Annotated in this window: 13 protein-coding genes and 1 tRNA gene; 4 read left to right on the top strand and 10 right to left on the bottom strand. The window is 71.9% G+C overall.

Annotated elements, in window-relative coordinates; genetic code table 11:
• Positions 1–212: 212 nt before the first annotated feature.
• The 7 genes from rho to ACIRNI_RS00975 form a co-directional block, all read right to left on the bottom strand.
• Entirely contained in the window at positions 213–2,300 is a 2,088-nt protein-coding gene (gene rho / locus ACIRNI_RS01005) for a transcription termination factor Rho (protein ID WP_403547173.1), read from the bottom strand.
• Between the two features lie 394 nt (positions 2,301–2,694).
• A complete protein-coding gene (thrB, locus tag ACIRNI_RS01000; protein ID WP_355362894.1) occupies positions 2,695–3,612 on the bottom strand; it encodes a homoserine kinase in 918 nt (305 codons plus the stop codon).
• Between the two features lie 308 nt (positions 3,613–3,920).
• Positions 3,921–4,985, bottom strand: coding sequence for a threonine synthase (thrC, locus tag ACIRNI_RS00995; protein WP_356642453.1), 1,065 nt, complete (start codon positions 4,983–4,985; stop codon positions 3,921–3,923).
• Between the two features lie 6 nt (positions 4,986–4,991).
• Positions 4,992–6,281, bottom strand: coding sequence for a homoserine dehydrogenase (locus tag ACIRNI_RS00990; RefSeq protein WP_355362962.1), 1,290 nt, complete (start codon positions 6,279–6,281; stop codon positions 4,992–4,994).
• A gap of 100 nt (positions 6,282–6,381) precedes the next feature.
• Positions 6,382–7,773 (bottom strand): diaminopimelate decarboxylase, encoded by a 1,392-nt coding sequence (lysA, locus tag ACIRNI_RS00985; RefSeq protein ID WP_403547170.1) that lies wholly within the window; start codon positions 7,771–7,773, stop codon positions 6,382–6,384.
• Positions 7,774–7,788: 15 nt separating this feature from the next.
• Positions 7,789–8,772 (bottom strand): ArgS-related anticodon-binding protein NrtL, encoded by a 984-nt coding sequence (gene nrtL / locus ACIRNI_RS00980; protein ID WP_403547168.1) that lies wholly within the window; start codon positions 8,770–8,772, stop codon positions 7,789–7,791.
• Between the two features lie 65 nt (positions 8,773–8,837).
• Positions 8,838–9,362 (bottom strand): response regulator, encoded by a 525-nt coding sequence (locus ACIRNI_RS00975; RefSeq protein WP_403547166.1) that lies wholly within the window; start codon positions 9,360–9,362, stop codon positions 8,838–8,840.
• 106 nt (positions 9,363–9,468) lie between these two features.
• Here ACIRNI_RS00975 and ACIRNI_RS00970 point away from each other — a divergent pair.
• Together ACIRNI_RS00970 and ACIRNI_RS00965 are read left to right on the top strand one after the other, a co-directional pair.
• Positions 9,469–9,540 (top strand) — tRNA-Arg (locus ACIRNI_RS00970).
• Positions 9,541–9,812: 272 nt separating this feature from the next.
• The gene (locus ACIRNI_RS00965; protein ID WP_403547164.1) at positions 9,813–10,424 is read left to right on the top strand and encodes a hypothetical protein; all 612 of its coding nucleotides are present in this window, start codon (positions 9,813–9,815) and stop codon (positions 10,422–10,424) included.
• Positions 10,425–10,479: 55 nt separating this feature from the next.
• Here ACIRNI_RS00965 and ACIRNI_RS00960 read toward each other — a convergent pair whose 3' ends face one another.
• From ACIRNI_RS00960 to ACIRNI_RS00950, 3 genes are read right to left on the bottom strand one after another with little or no spacing between them, the layout of a single operon-like run.
• Complete coding sequence (locus ACIRNI_RS00960; protein ID WP_403547162.1) at positions 10,480–11,139, bottom strand: 4'-phosphopantetheinyl transferase; 660 nt, start codon at positions 11,137–11,139, stop codon at positions 10,480–10,482.
• Complete coding sequence (locus tag ACIRNI_RS00955) at positions 11,136–11,975, bottom strand: metallophosphoesterase family protein (RefSeq protein ID WP_403547160.1); 840 nt, start codon at positions 11,973–11,975, stop codon at positions 11,136–11,138. The genes ACIRNI_RS00960 and ACIRNI_RS00955 overlap by 4 nt, the downstream gene beginning before the upstream one ends.
• Positions 11,972–12,715 (bottom strand): thioesterase II family protein, encoded by a 744-nt coding sequence (locus ACIRNI_RS00950; RefSeq protein WP_403547158.1) that lies wholly within the window; start codon positions 12,713–12,715, stop codon positions 11,972–11,974. The genes ACIRNI_RS00955 and ACIRNI_RS00950 overlap by 4 nt, the downstream gene beginning before the upstream one ends.
• Before the next feature lie 220 nt (positions 12,716–12,935).
• Here ACIRNI_RS00950 and ACIRNI_RS00945 point away from each other — a divergent pair, with 220 nt between their 5' ends.
• Together ACIRNI_RS00945 and ACIRNI_RS00940 are read left to right on the top strand one after the other, a co-directional pair.
• On the top strand, positions 12,936–14,249 hold the full coding sequence (locus ACIRNI_RS00945; RefSeq protein WP_403547156.1) for an MFS transporter: 1,314 nt from the start codon (positions 12,936–12,938) through the stop codon (positions 14,247–14,249).
• Positions 14,246–14,443 (top strand): MbtH family protein, encoded by a 198-nt coding sequence (locus ACIRNI_RS00940; protein WP_403547154.1) that lies wholly within the window; start codon positions 14,246–14,248, stop codon positions 14,441–14,443. The genes ACIRNI_RS00945 and ACIRNI_RS00940 overlap by 4 nt, the downstream gene beginning before the upstream one ends.
• The last annotated feature ends 1 nt before the right edge of the window (position 14,444 follow it).

Here is a 14,444-nt window from a genome sequence, read left to right as displayed (position 1 = left end):
CGATGTCCGCGCAGGGAGGAGAGGAGCCACGGAAGGCCACCGGAAAGAAGGCAACGGCGCGGAGCGGCCCGGTGTTTCAGGGCGCGGCTCCGTCGACTCAGTGAGCGCATTCGCAAATGCGTTCCCCCCCACTACGACGCGCTGATCCTACAACGCCGAACCGCCCCCGTCACTGGCGTAACGGGGGCGGTTCAGTGGTTCCTGACGGATCGTCAGTCGTTGCCGTTTCCGGCCGACGGCGTCGTCTTCTGGATCTGGAGCAGGAACTCGGCGTTCGACTTCGTCTGCTTCATCTTGTCGAGCAGCAGCTCGATCGCCTGCTGCTGGTCGAGCGCGTGCAGCACCCGGCGCAGCTTCCAGACGATGGCGAGCTCCTCGCTGCCGAGGAGGATCTCCTCCTTGCGCGTACCGGACGCGTCGACGTCGACGGCCGGGAAGATGCGCTTGTCGGCGAGCTTCCGGTCGAGCTTGAGCTCCATGTTGCCGGTGCCCTTGAACTCCTCGAAGATCACCTCGTCCATGCGCGAGCCGGTGTCGACCAGCGCGGTGGCCAGGATGGTCAGCGAGCCGCCGTCCTCGATGTTGCGCGCGGCGCCGAAGAAGCGCTTCGGCGGGTAGAGCGCGGTCGAGTCGACACCACCGGACAGGATGCGGCCGGAGGCGGGCGCCGCGAGGTTGTACGCGCGGCCCAGGCGGGTGATGGAGTCGAGCAGGACGACCACGTCGTGACCCAGCTCCACGAGGCGCTTGGCACGCTCGATGGCCAGCTCGGCGACGGTGGTGTGGTCCTCGGCCGGGCGGTCGAAGGTCGAGGAGATGACCTCGCCCTTGACCGACCGCTGCATGTCGGTGACCTCTTCCGGACGCTCGTCGACGAGGACGACCATCAGGTGGCACTCGGGGTTGTTGTGGGTGATCGCGTTGGCGATCGCCTGCATGATCATGGTCTTGCCGGTCTTCGGCGGGGCCACGATCAGGCCTCGCTGGCCCTTGCCGATCGGCGACACGAGGTCGATGATCCGCGTGGTCAGCACACCCGGGTCGGTCTCCAGACGGAGGCGGTCCTGCGGGTAGAGCGGCGTCAGCTTGTTGAACTCGGGACGGCCGCGGCCGGAGTCGGCGGCCATGCCGTTGGCCGAGTCCAGGCGGACCAGCGCGTTGAACTTCTCGCGGCGCTCACCCTCCTTGGGCTGGCGCACGGCGCCGGTGACGTGGTCGCCCTTGCGCAGGCCGTGCTTGCGGACCTGGGCGAGGGAGACGTACACGTCGTTCGGGCCGGGCAGGTAGCCGGAGGTCCGGATGAACGCGTAGTTGTCGAGGATGTCCAGGATGCCCGCGACGGGGATCAGGACGTCGTCCTCGGAGACCTGCGGCTCGCCGGCGGCGAAGTCGTCGCGGCCACGACGGCCACGGCGGTCGCGGTAGCGGCCGCGACGGCCCCGGCGGCCGCCCTCGTCGTCGAAGTCGTCCTGCGGGCCGGTCTGGCCCTGCTGGCCGCCCTGGCGCTGCTGGCGCTGGCCGCCGCCCTGCTGGTCGGCGCCCTCGCCCTTGCCGCGGTCGCGGCGGTCACGCTGGCGGTCGCGGCGCTCGCCGCGCTCCCCGCGCTCCCCGCGGTCGCGGCGGTCGCGGCGGCCGGCCTCGGCGGTGTCGACGGAGGCCTCGGCCTTGGCGTCGCCCTGCGCGTCGGTACGGGGCTCGGTCCGGGTCTCGGTGCGGACGTCCGTCCGCACGTCGGCGCGGGCCTCGGTGCGGGTGTCGCCCTCGGGGCTGCCGGCCGGCGCGGTGGCACGGCGACGGCGGCGCTCGCCGACGGCCTGGTCGTCGGAGGCCGGCTGACCGGGGATCTCGATCTGCTGCTGCGCGACGGGCTGCCCGGCCTTCACCGTCTTGGGCGCGGCGTCGGCCTCCTCGGCCCTGCCGGCCTTCTCCGCCTTGTCGGCGGCCTTGGCGGTGGCGGCCTTGGCGGTGGCGCCCTCGTCGCCCGTACGGGCCTTGGAGGTGGCGCGGCGCTTCGGCTTGGTCTCGGCGGCTCCGGCCGCACCGGCGCCCGGCGCGGCGGCCGCGCCCCCGGCCTGCGCCTCCTTGATGACCTCGATCAGCTGGCTCTTGCGCATCCGCGCGGTGCCCCTGATGCCGAGGCCGGACGCGACCTGCTGCAGCTCGGCCAGGACCATGCCCTCGAGGCCGGTGCCGGAGCGGCGGCGCCGTGAGGTGGTGCCAGTGGCAGCACCTGCGGCGGGCGCGGGGGTGTCGACGCTGGTGTCGGCAGTCACGCCCATCAGATCGGTGGTGTCGCTCACGAAGGGTCCTTCCCTGGAGCGGACGTCGGCCTTCTGGCTCGGCGACCGGTTGTGCTGTCCGACAGCGGTCCCTGATCTGTGGTCCGTGTCGGGGCGGTGGTCCCGCCGGGTACGGCGGAAAGAGAGATACGTGCTTGGGTCCGGCCCGAGGCCCCCTGCTCGGCCCGCTCCTGGGAAAAGCGAGGGGTGTCGCGCGCCGGTTCCGGAGCGTGCTCGAAACTGCTCAGGCAGGCTGCTCAGGCAGTGGAGGAGGCTCCCGGAAGAATGGTGGTCCCGGAAGGGGACACTCAGCACCGCGCCACAAAGACGTCGGGTGCAGACTTGAGGTTAACACTACCGGCTCCAACAAACATTCCCCCTCTCCAACACCGGCAATCCGTGTTCCGGCGGAGACCTACGGCGCGAGCGGCAGCACGCTCGCGCCCGAGAGGTCGAGGGAGAGCCGGTTGGCCGCCCAGCCCTCGCCCGCCAGGAGCGCGACCTTCTCCGCCGCGCCGTCCTCGGCCAGCGCGAGCACCGTGGGGCCCGCACCGGAGATGACCGCGGGGACGCCGTCCGCGCGCAGTCGGTTCACAAGCGCGACGCTCTCCGGCATCGCGGGGGCCCGGTATTCCTGGTGGAGGCGGTCCTCGGTGGCCGCGAGCAGCAGCTCGGGGCGCCGGGTCAGGGCCTCCACGAGCAGGGCCGCGCGGCCGGCGTTGGCCGCGGCGTCCACATGGGGGACGGTGCGCGGCAGCAGGCCGCGGGCGGTCTCGGTGAGCACCGGCTTCCCGGGGACGAAAACCACCGGAACGATGGAACGCGAGGGTTCCATCCTGATCGCCCGGGCGGCGCCGCCCTCGGTCCAGGCGAGCGTGAAGCCGCCGAGCAGACAGGCGGCGACGTTGTCGGGGTGGCCCTCGATCTCGGTGGCGAGCTCCAGCAGCGCCGCGTCGTCGAGCTTGGCGTCGCCGCCTATGGTCACCGCACGGGCGGCGACGATGCCGGCGCAGATGGCGGCCGAGGAGGAGCCGAGGCCCCGGCCGTGCGGGATGCGGTTGGCGCAGACGACCTCGAGGCCGCGGGGCTGCCCGCCGAGCAGGTCGAAGGCCGTGCGCAGGGAGCGTACGAGCAGATGGCTCTCGTCGCGCGGGAGCGTGTCGGCACCCTCGCCTGCGATGTCGATGTGCAGCCCGGAGTCGGCGACCCGGACGACGACGTCGTCGTACAGCCCCAGCGACAGGCCGAGGGCGTCGAAGCCCGGGCCGAGGTTGGCGCTGGTGGCGGGGACGCGCACCCGGACGGCGGCGGCGCGGAACGCGGGACCGGCCATCGCTCGATGACTCTCCTTGACTCTGACGACGGGGGTTGTACGAGGCGTACGCAAGACCCGGGGGCCGTATCGGTGACAACGGCATCAGTACCGCGGCATATGCGGAGGCATACGCGACGGGGTGGGTTCGGTACAGCCTATCGAAGGAAGGTTCTGTGGCGACATAGGGCGCACAGGAGGCGCACGATGCGTGTCGCGAGCCTTCCTGTGCTCCTGTGTCCCGTACTGCGTGGCTTGCGGCTTTTCCGGCGTGGCCGAAACGCCTTGCGTGTGGCCGAAGCCCTTACGCGACGCGTGGCCGAAGCGCCTTACGCGAGGCCGAGCCGCTCGGCGGCCGCGGCCGCGTCGACGGGGACGGTGACCGGCTGGGGCGCTCCGGCGACCGCCCAGTCGGGGTCCTTCAGGCCGTTGCCGGTGACCGTGCAGACGATCGTCTGGCCCGGGTCGACCTTGCCCTGCTCGGCGGCCTTCAGCAGGCCGGCCACGGAGGCGGCCGACGCCGGCTCGACGAAGACGCCCTCCTGGGAGGCCAACAGGCGGTACGCCCGCAGGATCTCACGGTCCGTCACCTCGTCGATGAAGCCGCCGGACTCGTCGCGGGCGGCGATCGCGTAGTCCCAGGAGGCCGGGTTGCCGATGCGAATCGCGGTGGCGATGGTCGACGGGTCCTTCACGACGTGGCCGCGGACGAGCGGCGCGGAGCCGGAGGCCTGGAAGCCCCACATGCGCGGCCGGCGGGAGGCGATCCCGTCCGTCGCGTACTCGGTGTAACCCTTCCAGTACGCGGTGATGTTGCCGGCGTTGCCGACGGGCAGGACGTGGATGTCGGGGGCGTCGCCCAGCATGTCCACGATCTCGAACGCGGCGGTCTTCTGGCCCTCGATGCGGACCGGGTTGACCGAATTGACCAGCGCGACCGGGTAGTTGTCGGAGAGCGCGCGGGCGAGGTCCAGGCAGTCGTCGAAGTTGCCGTCGACCTGGAGGATCTTCGCACCGTGGACGAGCGCCTGGCCCATCTTGCCGAGCGCGATCTTGCCCTGCGGCACGAGGACGGCGGAGACCATCCCGGCGCGCACGGCGTACGCGGCCGCGGAGGCCGACGTGTTGCCGGTGGAGGCGCAGATGACGGCCTTCGCGCCCTCCTCCTTGGCCCGGGTGATGGCCATGGTCATACCCCGGTCCTTGAAGGAGCCGGTCGGGTTCGCACCTTCGACCTTGAGGTGTACCTCGCAGCCGGTGCGCTCGGAGAGGACCTGGGCCGGGACGAGCGGCGTACCGCCCTCACGGAGCGTGACGACCGGCGTCGTGTCCGTGACCGGAAGGCGGTCCCGGTACTCCTCGATGATGCCGCGCCACTGGTGGGTCCTGGTCATGGGTCCTTACTCCCCTTCAACACGCATGATGCTGGCGACACCGCGCACGGTGTCGAGCTTGCGCAGCGCCTCGACGGTCCCGGAGAGGGCGGCGTCGGGCGCGCGGTGGGTGACGACGACGAGGGAGGCCTCGCCGTCCTTGCCCTGCTGGCGCACCGTATCGATGGATACGCCGTGCTCGGCGAAGACCGTCGCGACCTGGGCGAGGACGCCCGGCTTGTCGGCCACGTCGAGGCTGATGTGGTACCGCGTGACGACGTCGCCCATGGGGCTCACGGGCAACTGCGTGTACGCGGACTCGCCGGGCCCCGTCGCGTCGTTGAGGCGGTTGCGGCAGACGGCGACGAGGTCGCCGAGTACGGCGGACGCGGTCGGCGAACCGCCGGCACCGGGTCCGTAGAACATGAGCTGCCCGGCGGCGTCGGCCTCGACGAAGACGGCGTTGTACGCGCCGCGGACGGAGGCCAGCGGGTGGCTGAGCGGGATCATCGCGGGGTGCACGCGCGCGGTGACGGACCCGCCGTCGGCGGCGCGCTCGCAGATGGCGAGCAGCTTGATGGTGCAGCCCATGCGCTTGGCGGAGGCGAAGTCGGCGGCGGTGACCTCGGTCATGCCCTCGCGGTAGACGTCGTCGAGGCGCACGCGCGTGTGGAAGGCGATGCCGGCGAGGATGGCGGCCTTGGCGGCGGCGTCGAAGCCCTCGACGTCGGCGGTCGGGTCGGCCTCGGCGTACCCGAGGGCCGTGGCCTCGTCCAGCGCCTCGGAGTACCCGGCGCCGGAGGTGTCCATCTTGTCGAGGATGAAGTTGGTGGTGCCGTTGACGATGCCGAGCACCCGGTTGACCTTGTCGCCGGCGAGGGACTCGCGCAGCGGCCGGATGAGCGGGATGGCGCCGGCGACGGCGGCCTCGTAGTACAGGTCGCGGCCGTGCTGCTCGGCGGCGGCGTACAGGCTCTGCCCGTCCTGGGCGAGGAGCGCCTTGTTGGCGGAGACGACGGAGGCGCCGTGTTCGAAGGCGGTGGTGATGAGCGTACGGGCGGGCTCGACGCCTCCGATGACCTCGACGACGACGTCGATGTCGCCGCGTTTGACCAGGGCCATCGCGTCGGTGGTGATGAGCTCGGGGGCGATGCCCTCGCGCACCTTGGAGGGCCGGCGGACGGCGACCCCGGCGAGCTCGACCGGGGCGCCGATGCGCGCGGCGAGGTCGTCGGCGTGCGTCGTCATGATGCGCGCCACCTCTGAGCCGACCACTCCACAGCCCAGCAGCGCCACCTTCAGCGGACGCGTACGCATCATCCGACCTCGTTTCCTTCTTACAGCTTGAGTGCGATCCAGTCTCACTCACCGGACGGAAGTTTCTGCCTTCCGTCCGGATTATGAGACATCTATTTCATCAGCCGACATCGAGACGCAGGAGATCTTCCTCCGTCTCACGCCGGACGATCACCCGCGCCCCACCGTCGCGGACGGCGACGACGGGCGGGCGAAGTGCGTGGTTGTAGTTGCTGGCCATGGAACGGCAGTACGCCCCGGTGGCCGGTACGGCGATGAGGTCCCCCGGCGCGACGTCGGCGGGAAGGAACGCGTCCTTCACCACGATGTCACCACTCTCGCAGTGCTTGCCCACCACGCGGCTCAGCATCGGCTCGGCGTCGCTCGTCCGGGACACCAGCGCGACGGTGTACTCGGCGTCGTACAGGGCGGTGCGGATGTTGTCCGACATGCCGCCGTCGACGCTCACGTACGTCCGCAGCCCTTCGAGCGGCTTGACCGTGCCGACCTCGTACAGCGTGAAGGCGGTGGGCCCGACGATGGCGCGCCCGGGCTCGACGGAGAGGCGGGGGACGCTCAGCCCCGCGGCCTCGCACTCCCTCGTCACGATCTCGGTGAGCGACTTGGCGATCTCGTGCGGCTCGCGGGGGTCGTCCTCGGAGGTGTACGCGATGCCGAGCCCGCCGCCGAGGTCGATCTCGGGCAGCTCGACGCCGTGCTCGTCGCGGACCTCCTTGAGCAGGCCGATCACCCGGCGGGCGGCCACCTCGAAGCCGGAGGTGTCGAAGATCTGCGACCCGATGTGCGAGTGGATGCCGATGAGCTCCAGGCCGTCCAGCTTCAGGGCCCGCCGTACGGCTTCGGCGGCCTGCCCGCCGGCGAGCGCGATGCCGAACTTCTGGTCCTCGTGGGCGGTGGCGATGAACTCGTGGGTGTGCGCCTCGACGCCGACGGTCACCCGGATCTGCGCCTTCTGGCGGACGCCGAGGGACTGCGCGATGTGCGCCACGCGCGCGATCTCCTGGAAGGAGTCGAGCACGATCCGCCCGACCCCGGCGCGCACGGCGCGCTCGATCTCCTCCACCGACTTGTTGTTGCCGTGGAAGGCGATGCGCTCGGCGGGCATCCCGGCGTCGAGGGCGGTGGCGAGCTCGCCGCCCGAGCACACGTCGAGGTTGAGCCCCTCCTCCTTGAGCCACCGGACGACGGCGCGCGACAGGAACGCCTTCCCGGCGTAGAAGACGTCGGCCTCGCTGCCGAAGGCGTCGGCCCAGGCGCGGCAGCGGGCGCGGAAGTCGGTCTCGTCGAGGAAGTAGGCGGGGGTGCCGTACTCCTCGGCGAGGGTGGTGACGGGGATCCCGCCGACGGTGACGACACCGTCCTCGTCCCGGGTGACGGTCCGGGACCACACCTTCGCGTCGAGGCGGTTGAGGTCGGCGGGCGGAGCGGTGTAGTGCCCCTCGGGCAGGACATCGGCGTGACGGGGCCCGGCGGGGTGTGCGGAACGGCTCATGTCTCTCTCACAAAGTCACAAGTAGTCGGGGGCGCTGATGCCGAGCAGTGCCAGGCCGCCGGCCAGCACCGTCCCGGCGGCTTCGGCAAGGGCGAGCCGGGAGCGGTGGGCGGCCGAGGGTTTCTCGTCGCCGACGGGCAGCACGGTGTGCTGGAACCCCAGGAACGCGTCGGCGGTGGCCTCCAGGTGCCGGGCGACCCGATCGGGGGCGCGGTGGCGTGCGGCGGCTTCGAGGACGGCGGGGTGGTCGCCGATGGCGGTGAGGAGGCGCGGCGCGTCGACGTCCTGCTCGTACGCGGCGCCGAATCCGAGCTGCGCCGCGTTGCGCAGCAGGGCCGCGGCCCGGGCGTGCGCGTACCGCACGGCGAAGAGCCCGTTGGCCTCGGTCTGCGGGAGTACGTCGTCGGCCGCCAGGGCCCGGTCGTGGGCGGCGGGCCGGAGGAGGGCCCAGTGGGCGGCGTCGGGCCCGAGCGCGTCCACGTCGTACGTCACGGGCACGGGCACGGGCGTGAGCCGGATGCCGTCGGCGGCGTCGGTGATCCGCGTGCGGGCGCCCTGCGCGCTCTGGAGCCGCGCCACGGCCCGGACGACGACGGCGGCCCGGGCCTCACGTGGCTCCCGGTAGTGGAGGACCTGCCCGTCGAGCGCGCGCCCGTGCCCGTAGCGCCACCCCTGCTCGCGCACGCGGGCGACGAGCTGCGCGTGGCTGTCGCCCCGCAGCGTGAAGTTGAGGAACCCGGGCCCGGTGATCTCGACGGCCGCGATCCCGGGGGCCTGGGCGAGCCGCGCCTGGAGGATCTCGGCGACCCGACGGGCCGGCATCCCGGCGGGCCCGGCGAGCTGGAGGGCGGCGCTGGTCGCGTAGTCCCCCCTGCCACCGGGGCGGGGCCGCTCGACCTTGACCCGCTCGGGGACGGCGGTCTCCGCCCGCAGGGCACCGTCACCGACCGCGCGGCGCACGGCGTGCAGCACGGTGAGGGAGAGATCTGCGGGGGTCACGGGACAAGCGTATGGGAGGAGGGGGGTGAGGACGCGAACCGGTTTCGTGATGCGGGCACGGGGGCTCAGCCCCAGGGGGTCCCGGTGCCTGTCGCCGGCCCCGACCCTGCCCCCGACCCCGTCCCGGTACCGGCGTGGCCGGCGCCGCGGCGGCCGTGGACGTCCCGCTCCATGAGCTGCCGCACGAGCCGCACGAGGTCGGCGGGCTCGAACGGCTTCGCCAGGAACGCGTCCACCCCGGCGGCGAGCCCTCCGTCCATCTCGTGCTGCGTACAGGCACTGATGATCGCGACCGGCAGATGCCCGGTCCGTGGATCCTCCCGCAGCCGCGCGGCGGTCCGCAGCCCGTCGAGGCGCGGCATGACGACGTCGAGCGTGACGACATCGGGGCAGACCCGATGCACGACATCCAGACACTCGGCACCATCGGCCGCGGTCACGACCTCGAAGCCCTCAAGCTCGAGATTGACCCTGATCAGCTGCCGGATGACCCTGTTGTCGTCCACGACGAGCACCCGGCCGGACGCGCCTGACACAACTCGAGAGTAGGTCGCGATCCAGCCCTGCGTCCGGGTTTTCCCCACTTCCACCCCGCACGAGCGACAGGCCGCGTGTCGCCCTCCGGAAATACCTGTTCACAGCCACCGCCCGAGAGCTGGTAGGGTTCTACCCGTCGCCGCCGATCACGGCGGACACGCCCCCGTAGCTCAGGGGATAGAGCAACGGCCTCCGGAGCCGTGTGCGCAGGTTCGAATCCTGCCGGGGGCACAGAAGCCGGAACAGCGTGATCATCCCGCTGACCTGTGGAAGTGCCAGACATCAGGAGCCGGACCCAGTACCACTGGGTCCGGCTCTTTGTCGTTGTCCCCCACTGGTCCCTGGGGTGGCGTGCGAGCTCTCGAAACCACGGAGTCGACGGGCGAGACGCATTTGGCGTGGTCAGCCCGCATGCGCTTGAGTGTCCACGTCAAGTGAGCAGTGAGTGCGAGGGGTTGACGTTGAGTAAGGCAGCACGGGGGATCGCAGCCGGAGTGGCGCTGATGGCCCTACTGACGGCGTGCGGTGATTCGGACGAGGGTCTGGAGGCCTTCCGCGGGGACGGCGACAAGCCCCCGGTCACGCTGACGCCGGACATGGTCCGCACCGCCCTCCCCAGCAGGGCGAGCGCGCCCCAGGGCTTCGAGGGCGACGACATCGAGGTCGAGGTCGGCGACGAGGCCGTCGAGGCGTGCGACGAATCGACCGAGTCCAACTGCGGCGGGCTGCTCAGCATGGGCAGCACCGACTTCGACACGGATGACAGCGGCCAGGGCGACAGCTCCGAGTACGACGGTGAGGTCGTCTTCGGCATCCTGGCCTTCCAGAGCCCGGACGACGCCAGGGCCACGTACAAGGCCATGGTCAGCGAGGAGCGCAGGAAGGCCGAGAAGGACGGCCAGGTGAAGCCGGTGGAGATCAACGCGGGCGCCGAGGAGACCGACGCCTTCGAGGACGCCGACGGCGAGACCATGGTCACGATGCGGATCGGCAGCGTCGTCGCCGTGGTGAACGGCAAGGGCACGTTCGTGGTGAAGCCGAACTACAACGACTTCGCGAAGCTCCAGATCGACCGCCTGAAGCTGACCGCCCAGGGCATGAACCCGGACGCGTAACCCGCCCGGCCTCCGAAGCCCCGGCCCCGCGCCGCCGCCGGGTCGGGGCCGGCCTTCAAGGAGATGTGCAGTCCGTGGACGTGAGCGTCGCCGCCGTCACCAGCAGGCCCTCCCGGCAGAGCCAGGTGCCCCTGAGCGTGGGGAACGGGGACGGGACCAGGAGGTGGGCCGTGAAGGTGGAGGTGGTGGGGTCCAGGGTGAGGGTGGCCTCGTGGAAGTCGAGCCAGCGGTGGGTCAGGGGGTACCAGACCTTGTAGACCGTCTCCTTGGCGCTGAACAGGAGGCGGTCCCAGTGGATTTCGGGGTGGCGTGCGGCCAGGGACGACAGGTGGCGGCGTTCCTCGGGGAGGGTGACCAGGTCGAGGACGCCGCCGTCGGGGAGCGGGAGGTTCGGTTCCGCGTCGATGCCCAGGGAGGTGAGGGTGCCCGCGCGGGTGACGGCGGCGGCGCGGTAGCCCGCGCAGTGGGTCATCGAGCCGATGAAGCCCGTCGGCCACTGGGGGGCGCCCTTGGGGTCGCGGAGGAGCGGGGCCGACGGGGCGCCCAGTTTGGCGAGGGCCTCGCGGGCGCAGCGGCGGGTGGTGGCGAACTCCCGGCGGCGTGTCTCGACGGCGTTCGCCACCAGGGCCGCCTCTTCCGGGAAGAGGGCCTCCACCGTGTCGTCCGTGAAGGATTCGACCGCCGTGACCGACGGTGGCAGGAGGTCCTCGATCATTCCGGGGCTCCCAGGATCCGTACGGGTTTGTACTCCGCGGCATCGGCGCGGCGCTTCCATTCGCGGGGGTAGCCGAGCGACACCTCGTGGTGCGGCACGCCGTCCTGGTGGATCAGGCGCGAGATGTGGAGGTGGCCGTAGACGACCGCGGCCGCGCGGAAGCGGACCGGCCAGTCCTCGGTGGCCTCGGTGCCGCACCACAGGGCGAACTCGGGGTAGCGCAGGATGCGGGTGGGTTCGCGTACGAGGGGGAAGTGGTTGACCAGGACGGTCGGCAGGTCCGGCGGGATCTGCGCGAGGCGGGCCGCCGTGGCGGCGACGCGGGCCCGGCACCAGGCCTCCCGGCTCGGGTACGGGTCGGGGTGGAGGTAGTACTCGTCGGTGCCGACGATCCCGGCCTGCTCGGCGATCCGCAGGGCCTCCGCCTGGGTGCGGGCGCCCGCGGGACGGAAGGTGTAGTCGTACAGCAGGAACAGCGGCGCGATCACCACCGGGCCGCCCTCGCCCTCCCAGACCGGGTACGGGTCCTCGGGGGTGGTGATGCCGAGGCTCCGGCACCGTTCGACGAGGTGGAGGTAGCGCTCCTCGCCGCGCAGCTGTACGGGGTCGGACGGGGTCGTCCACAGTTCGTGGTTGCCGGGGGCCCAGACCACGTGGGCGAACCGGTCGCGGAGCACGCCGAGCGCCCAGGCGACGTCCTCGACGGCCTCGCTGACGTCACCGGCCACCAGCAGCCAGTCGTCGTCCGTCTCCGGCCGCAGCTTCTCGACGATGGCGCGGTTCTCGCCGTGCCCTACGTGCAGGTCGCTGACCGCGAGGAGTCGACCGGGCGTCACGCTGCCTCCAGGGGTGTACGGATGATGTCGGCCACCGTCTCGGTGTGGGCATCGAGGTAGAAGTGGCCGCCCGGCAGCACCCGCAGGTCGCTGTCCGCCGTCGTGTGCTCCCGCCACGCCGCCGCGGCCTCGACCGGGACGAGCGGGTCGCTGTCGCCGACGAGCACGGTCAGCGGGGTGCGCAACGGCGGGCCGGGCCGCCAGGCGTACGAGCACAGCGCGCGGTAGTCGGCGCGCAGGGGCGGCATCACCAGCTCCATCAGCTCCGGTTCGGCCAGGATCTCCACAGCCGTGCCGCCGAGGAGGCGGAGCCTGGCGAGGATCGCCTCGTCGGTGTCGAGCCGGTCCACGGTGTCGCTCTCCGTCGGCGCCGACCGGCCGGACAGGAACAGGTGCCGGGGGCCGGGCAGGCCTCGCCGGTCCAGGGCGCGGGTGAGTTCGTACGCGACGAGCGCGCCCATGCTGTGGCCCAGGAAGGCGTACGGGCGGTCCCCGTCGCCGCACAGCGGGGCCAGCTCGTCGGCCAGGGCGTCGACCAGGCGGCCCAGATCGTCCAGCGGCGGCTCGGTGCGGCGGTCCTGCCGGCCCGGGTACTGGGCCGCCAGCACGTCCAGCTCCGGGGCCAGCCGGCGGCTCAGCGCCAGGTAGGCACCGGCCGCGCCGCCCGCGTGCGGGAAGCAGAACAGCCGCACACCGCTGTCGGGCGCCGGCGTGAACCGCCGGAACCAGTCCCTGGCCATGTCCTTTTCCCCGTTTCGCTGGTGACTGACCATCACATTACCCAGGCCGGTGCGGATCCTCCGGCGAACGGTTGATCGAGTCGGTCTCGTGTGCGAAAGTTCGAGCCGCTGAGGAACCGTCAACGGAACCTGAACGGACGTCGGGGTCGTCATGCACAAGTCCTTACGTGTCAAGGGCGGCACCGAGTCACAAGCTCCCCGCCCCGGCCGCTTCGCGGGGATGGGGGGGTTCTCGGTCATATGGGCCGGGCAGGTCGTGTCGCTGGTCGGCAACTCCGTGCTCCGGTTCGCGTTCGTCATCGAGGCCTGGTCGGCCGGTGAGCGGGCGACCGCCGTCACCCTGCTGTCGCTGTGCGCCCTGCTGCCGCAGGTGCTGCTCAGCCCCGTCGCCGGAGCGCTGATCGACCGCTCCAGCAAGCGGACAGCCCTCCAACTCGCCGACGGCGGCGGGCTCGTGGTCGTCGCGGCCCTGTGCGCCGTGCACTTCGCCGGGGGCGGGCTCCAGGCCTGGCAGGTCTATCCGGCCGTCGCCCTGCTCGGGGTGAGCGCGGCCTTCCAGTTCCCGGCGATGGCCTCCGCCGTGCCCATGCTGGTGCGCGGCGACCAGCTCCAGCGGGCCAACGGCATGCTCGCGAGCGCCAAGAGCACCGCCGAGGTGGGCGGTCCCGCGCTGGGCGGGCTGCTCGTCGCCCTGTCTGGAGTCGGGGTCGTCCTCGTCGTCGACGTGGCCAGTTTCGCGCTGGCGCTCGTCACCATCCGCGTCGTGCGGTTCGCGGGGGACGCCAGGAAGACCGGGGCGGCCACCGGGCGGAAGCGGATCCTGCGGGACGCGGTGGCCGGGCTGCGGCATCTGTTCCGGCAGCCGAGCCTGCGCGATCTGATGCTGACGTTCTGCGTGGTGAACCTGGTGATGGTCTTCGGGTTCGCCGCCGTACAGCCCATGGTGCTCGCCCGCACCGGGAACGACGCCGCCGCGCTCGCCGCCGTCAACACCGCCATCGGCGTCGGCGGTGTCGCGGGCGGGCTGCTCATGGCCACCTGGGGCGGGCCGCGCGACCGGGGGCGCGGCATGATGCTCGGCATCATCGGCATGTGCCTGACCTCGCAGGTGGCGATGGCGCTGGCCGACGGGGTCGTGGGCTGGTGTGCCGCCATCTTCGCGGGGGCGCTGCTCATGCCGGTCATCAACGGGGCCATGCACTCCCTCGTGCAGACCAAGGTGGAGCCGGAGTGGCACGGCCGGGTCTTCGGTGCCGTCATGTTCCTGTCGCAGCTGTCCGTGCCGATCGCCACCGGCGTGTCCGGGCCCCTGGCCGACACCGTCTTCGAGCCGCAGGCGAGCGCCGGCACCGGGCTCTTCGCGGTGCTCGGGCCGGTTCTCGGGGACGGGCCGGGCAGCGGCATGGCGGCGATGCTGCTCATCGCCGGGCTCCTCGGCATCGCCGTGGCCCTGTGGGGGCTCGCGCGGCGCTCCGTGCGCGACATCGACGTACTGCTTCCGGACGTGAAGCCCGACAAGGGGGAGAAGGAATGAGCGACGTACGGACCAATCCGTTCGAGGACGAGGACGGGCTGTATCTCGTCCTCGTCAACGACGAGGGGCAGCACTCACTGTGGCCCGACGGGATCGACGTGCCCTCGGGGTGGGCCGTCGCGCTCGGGGCGAGCCCCCGCACGGACGCCCTCGCGTACGTGGAGGAGCACTGGACCGACCTGCGGCCGGTGTGAC

The sequence above is a fragment of the Streptomyces sp. NPDC093546 genome, from assembly GCF_044765045.1.
Classification (GTDB): Bacteria; Actinomycetota; Actinomycetes; order Streptomycetales; family Streptomycetaceae; genus Streptomyces.
This window is presented reverse-complemented; position numbering and strand designations above follow the sequence as displayed.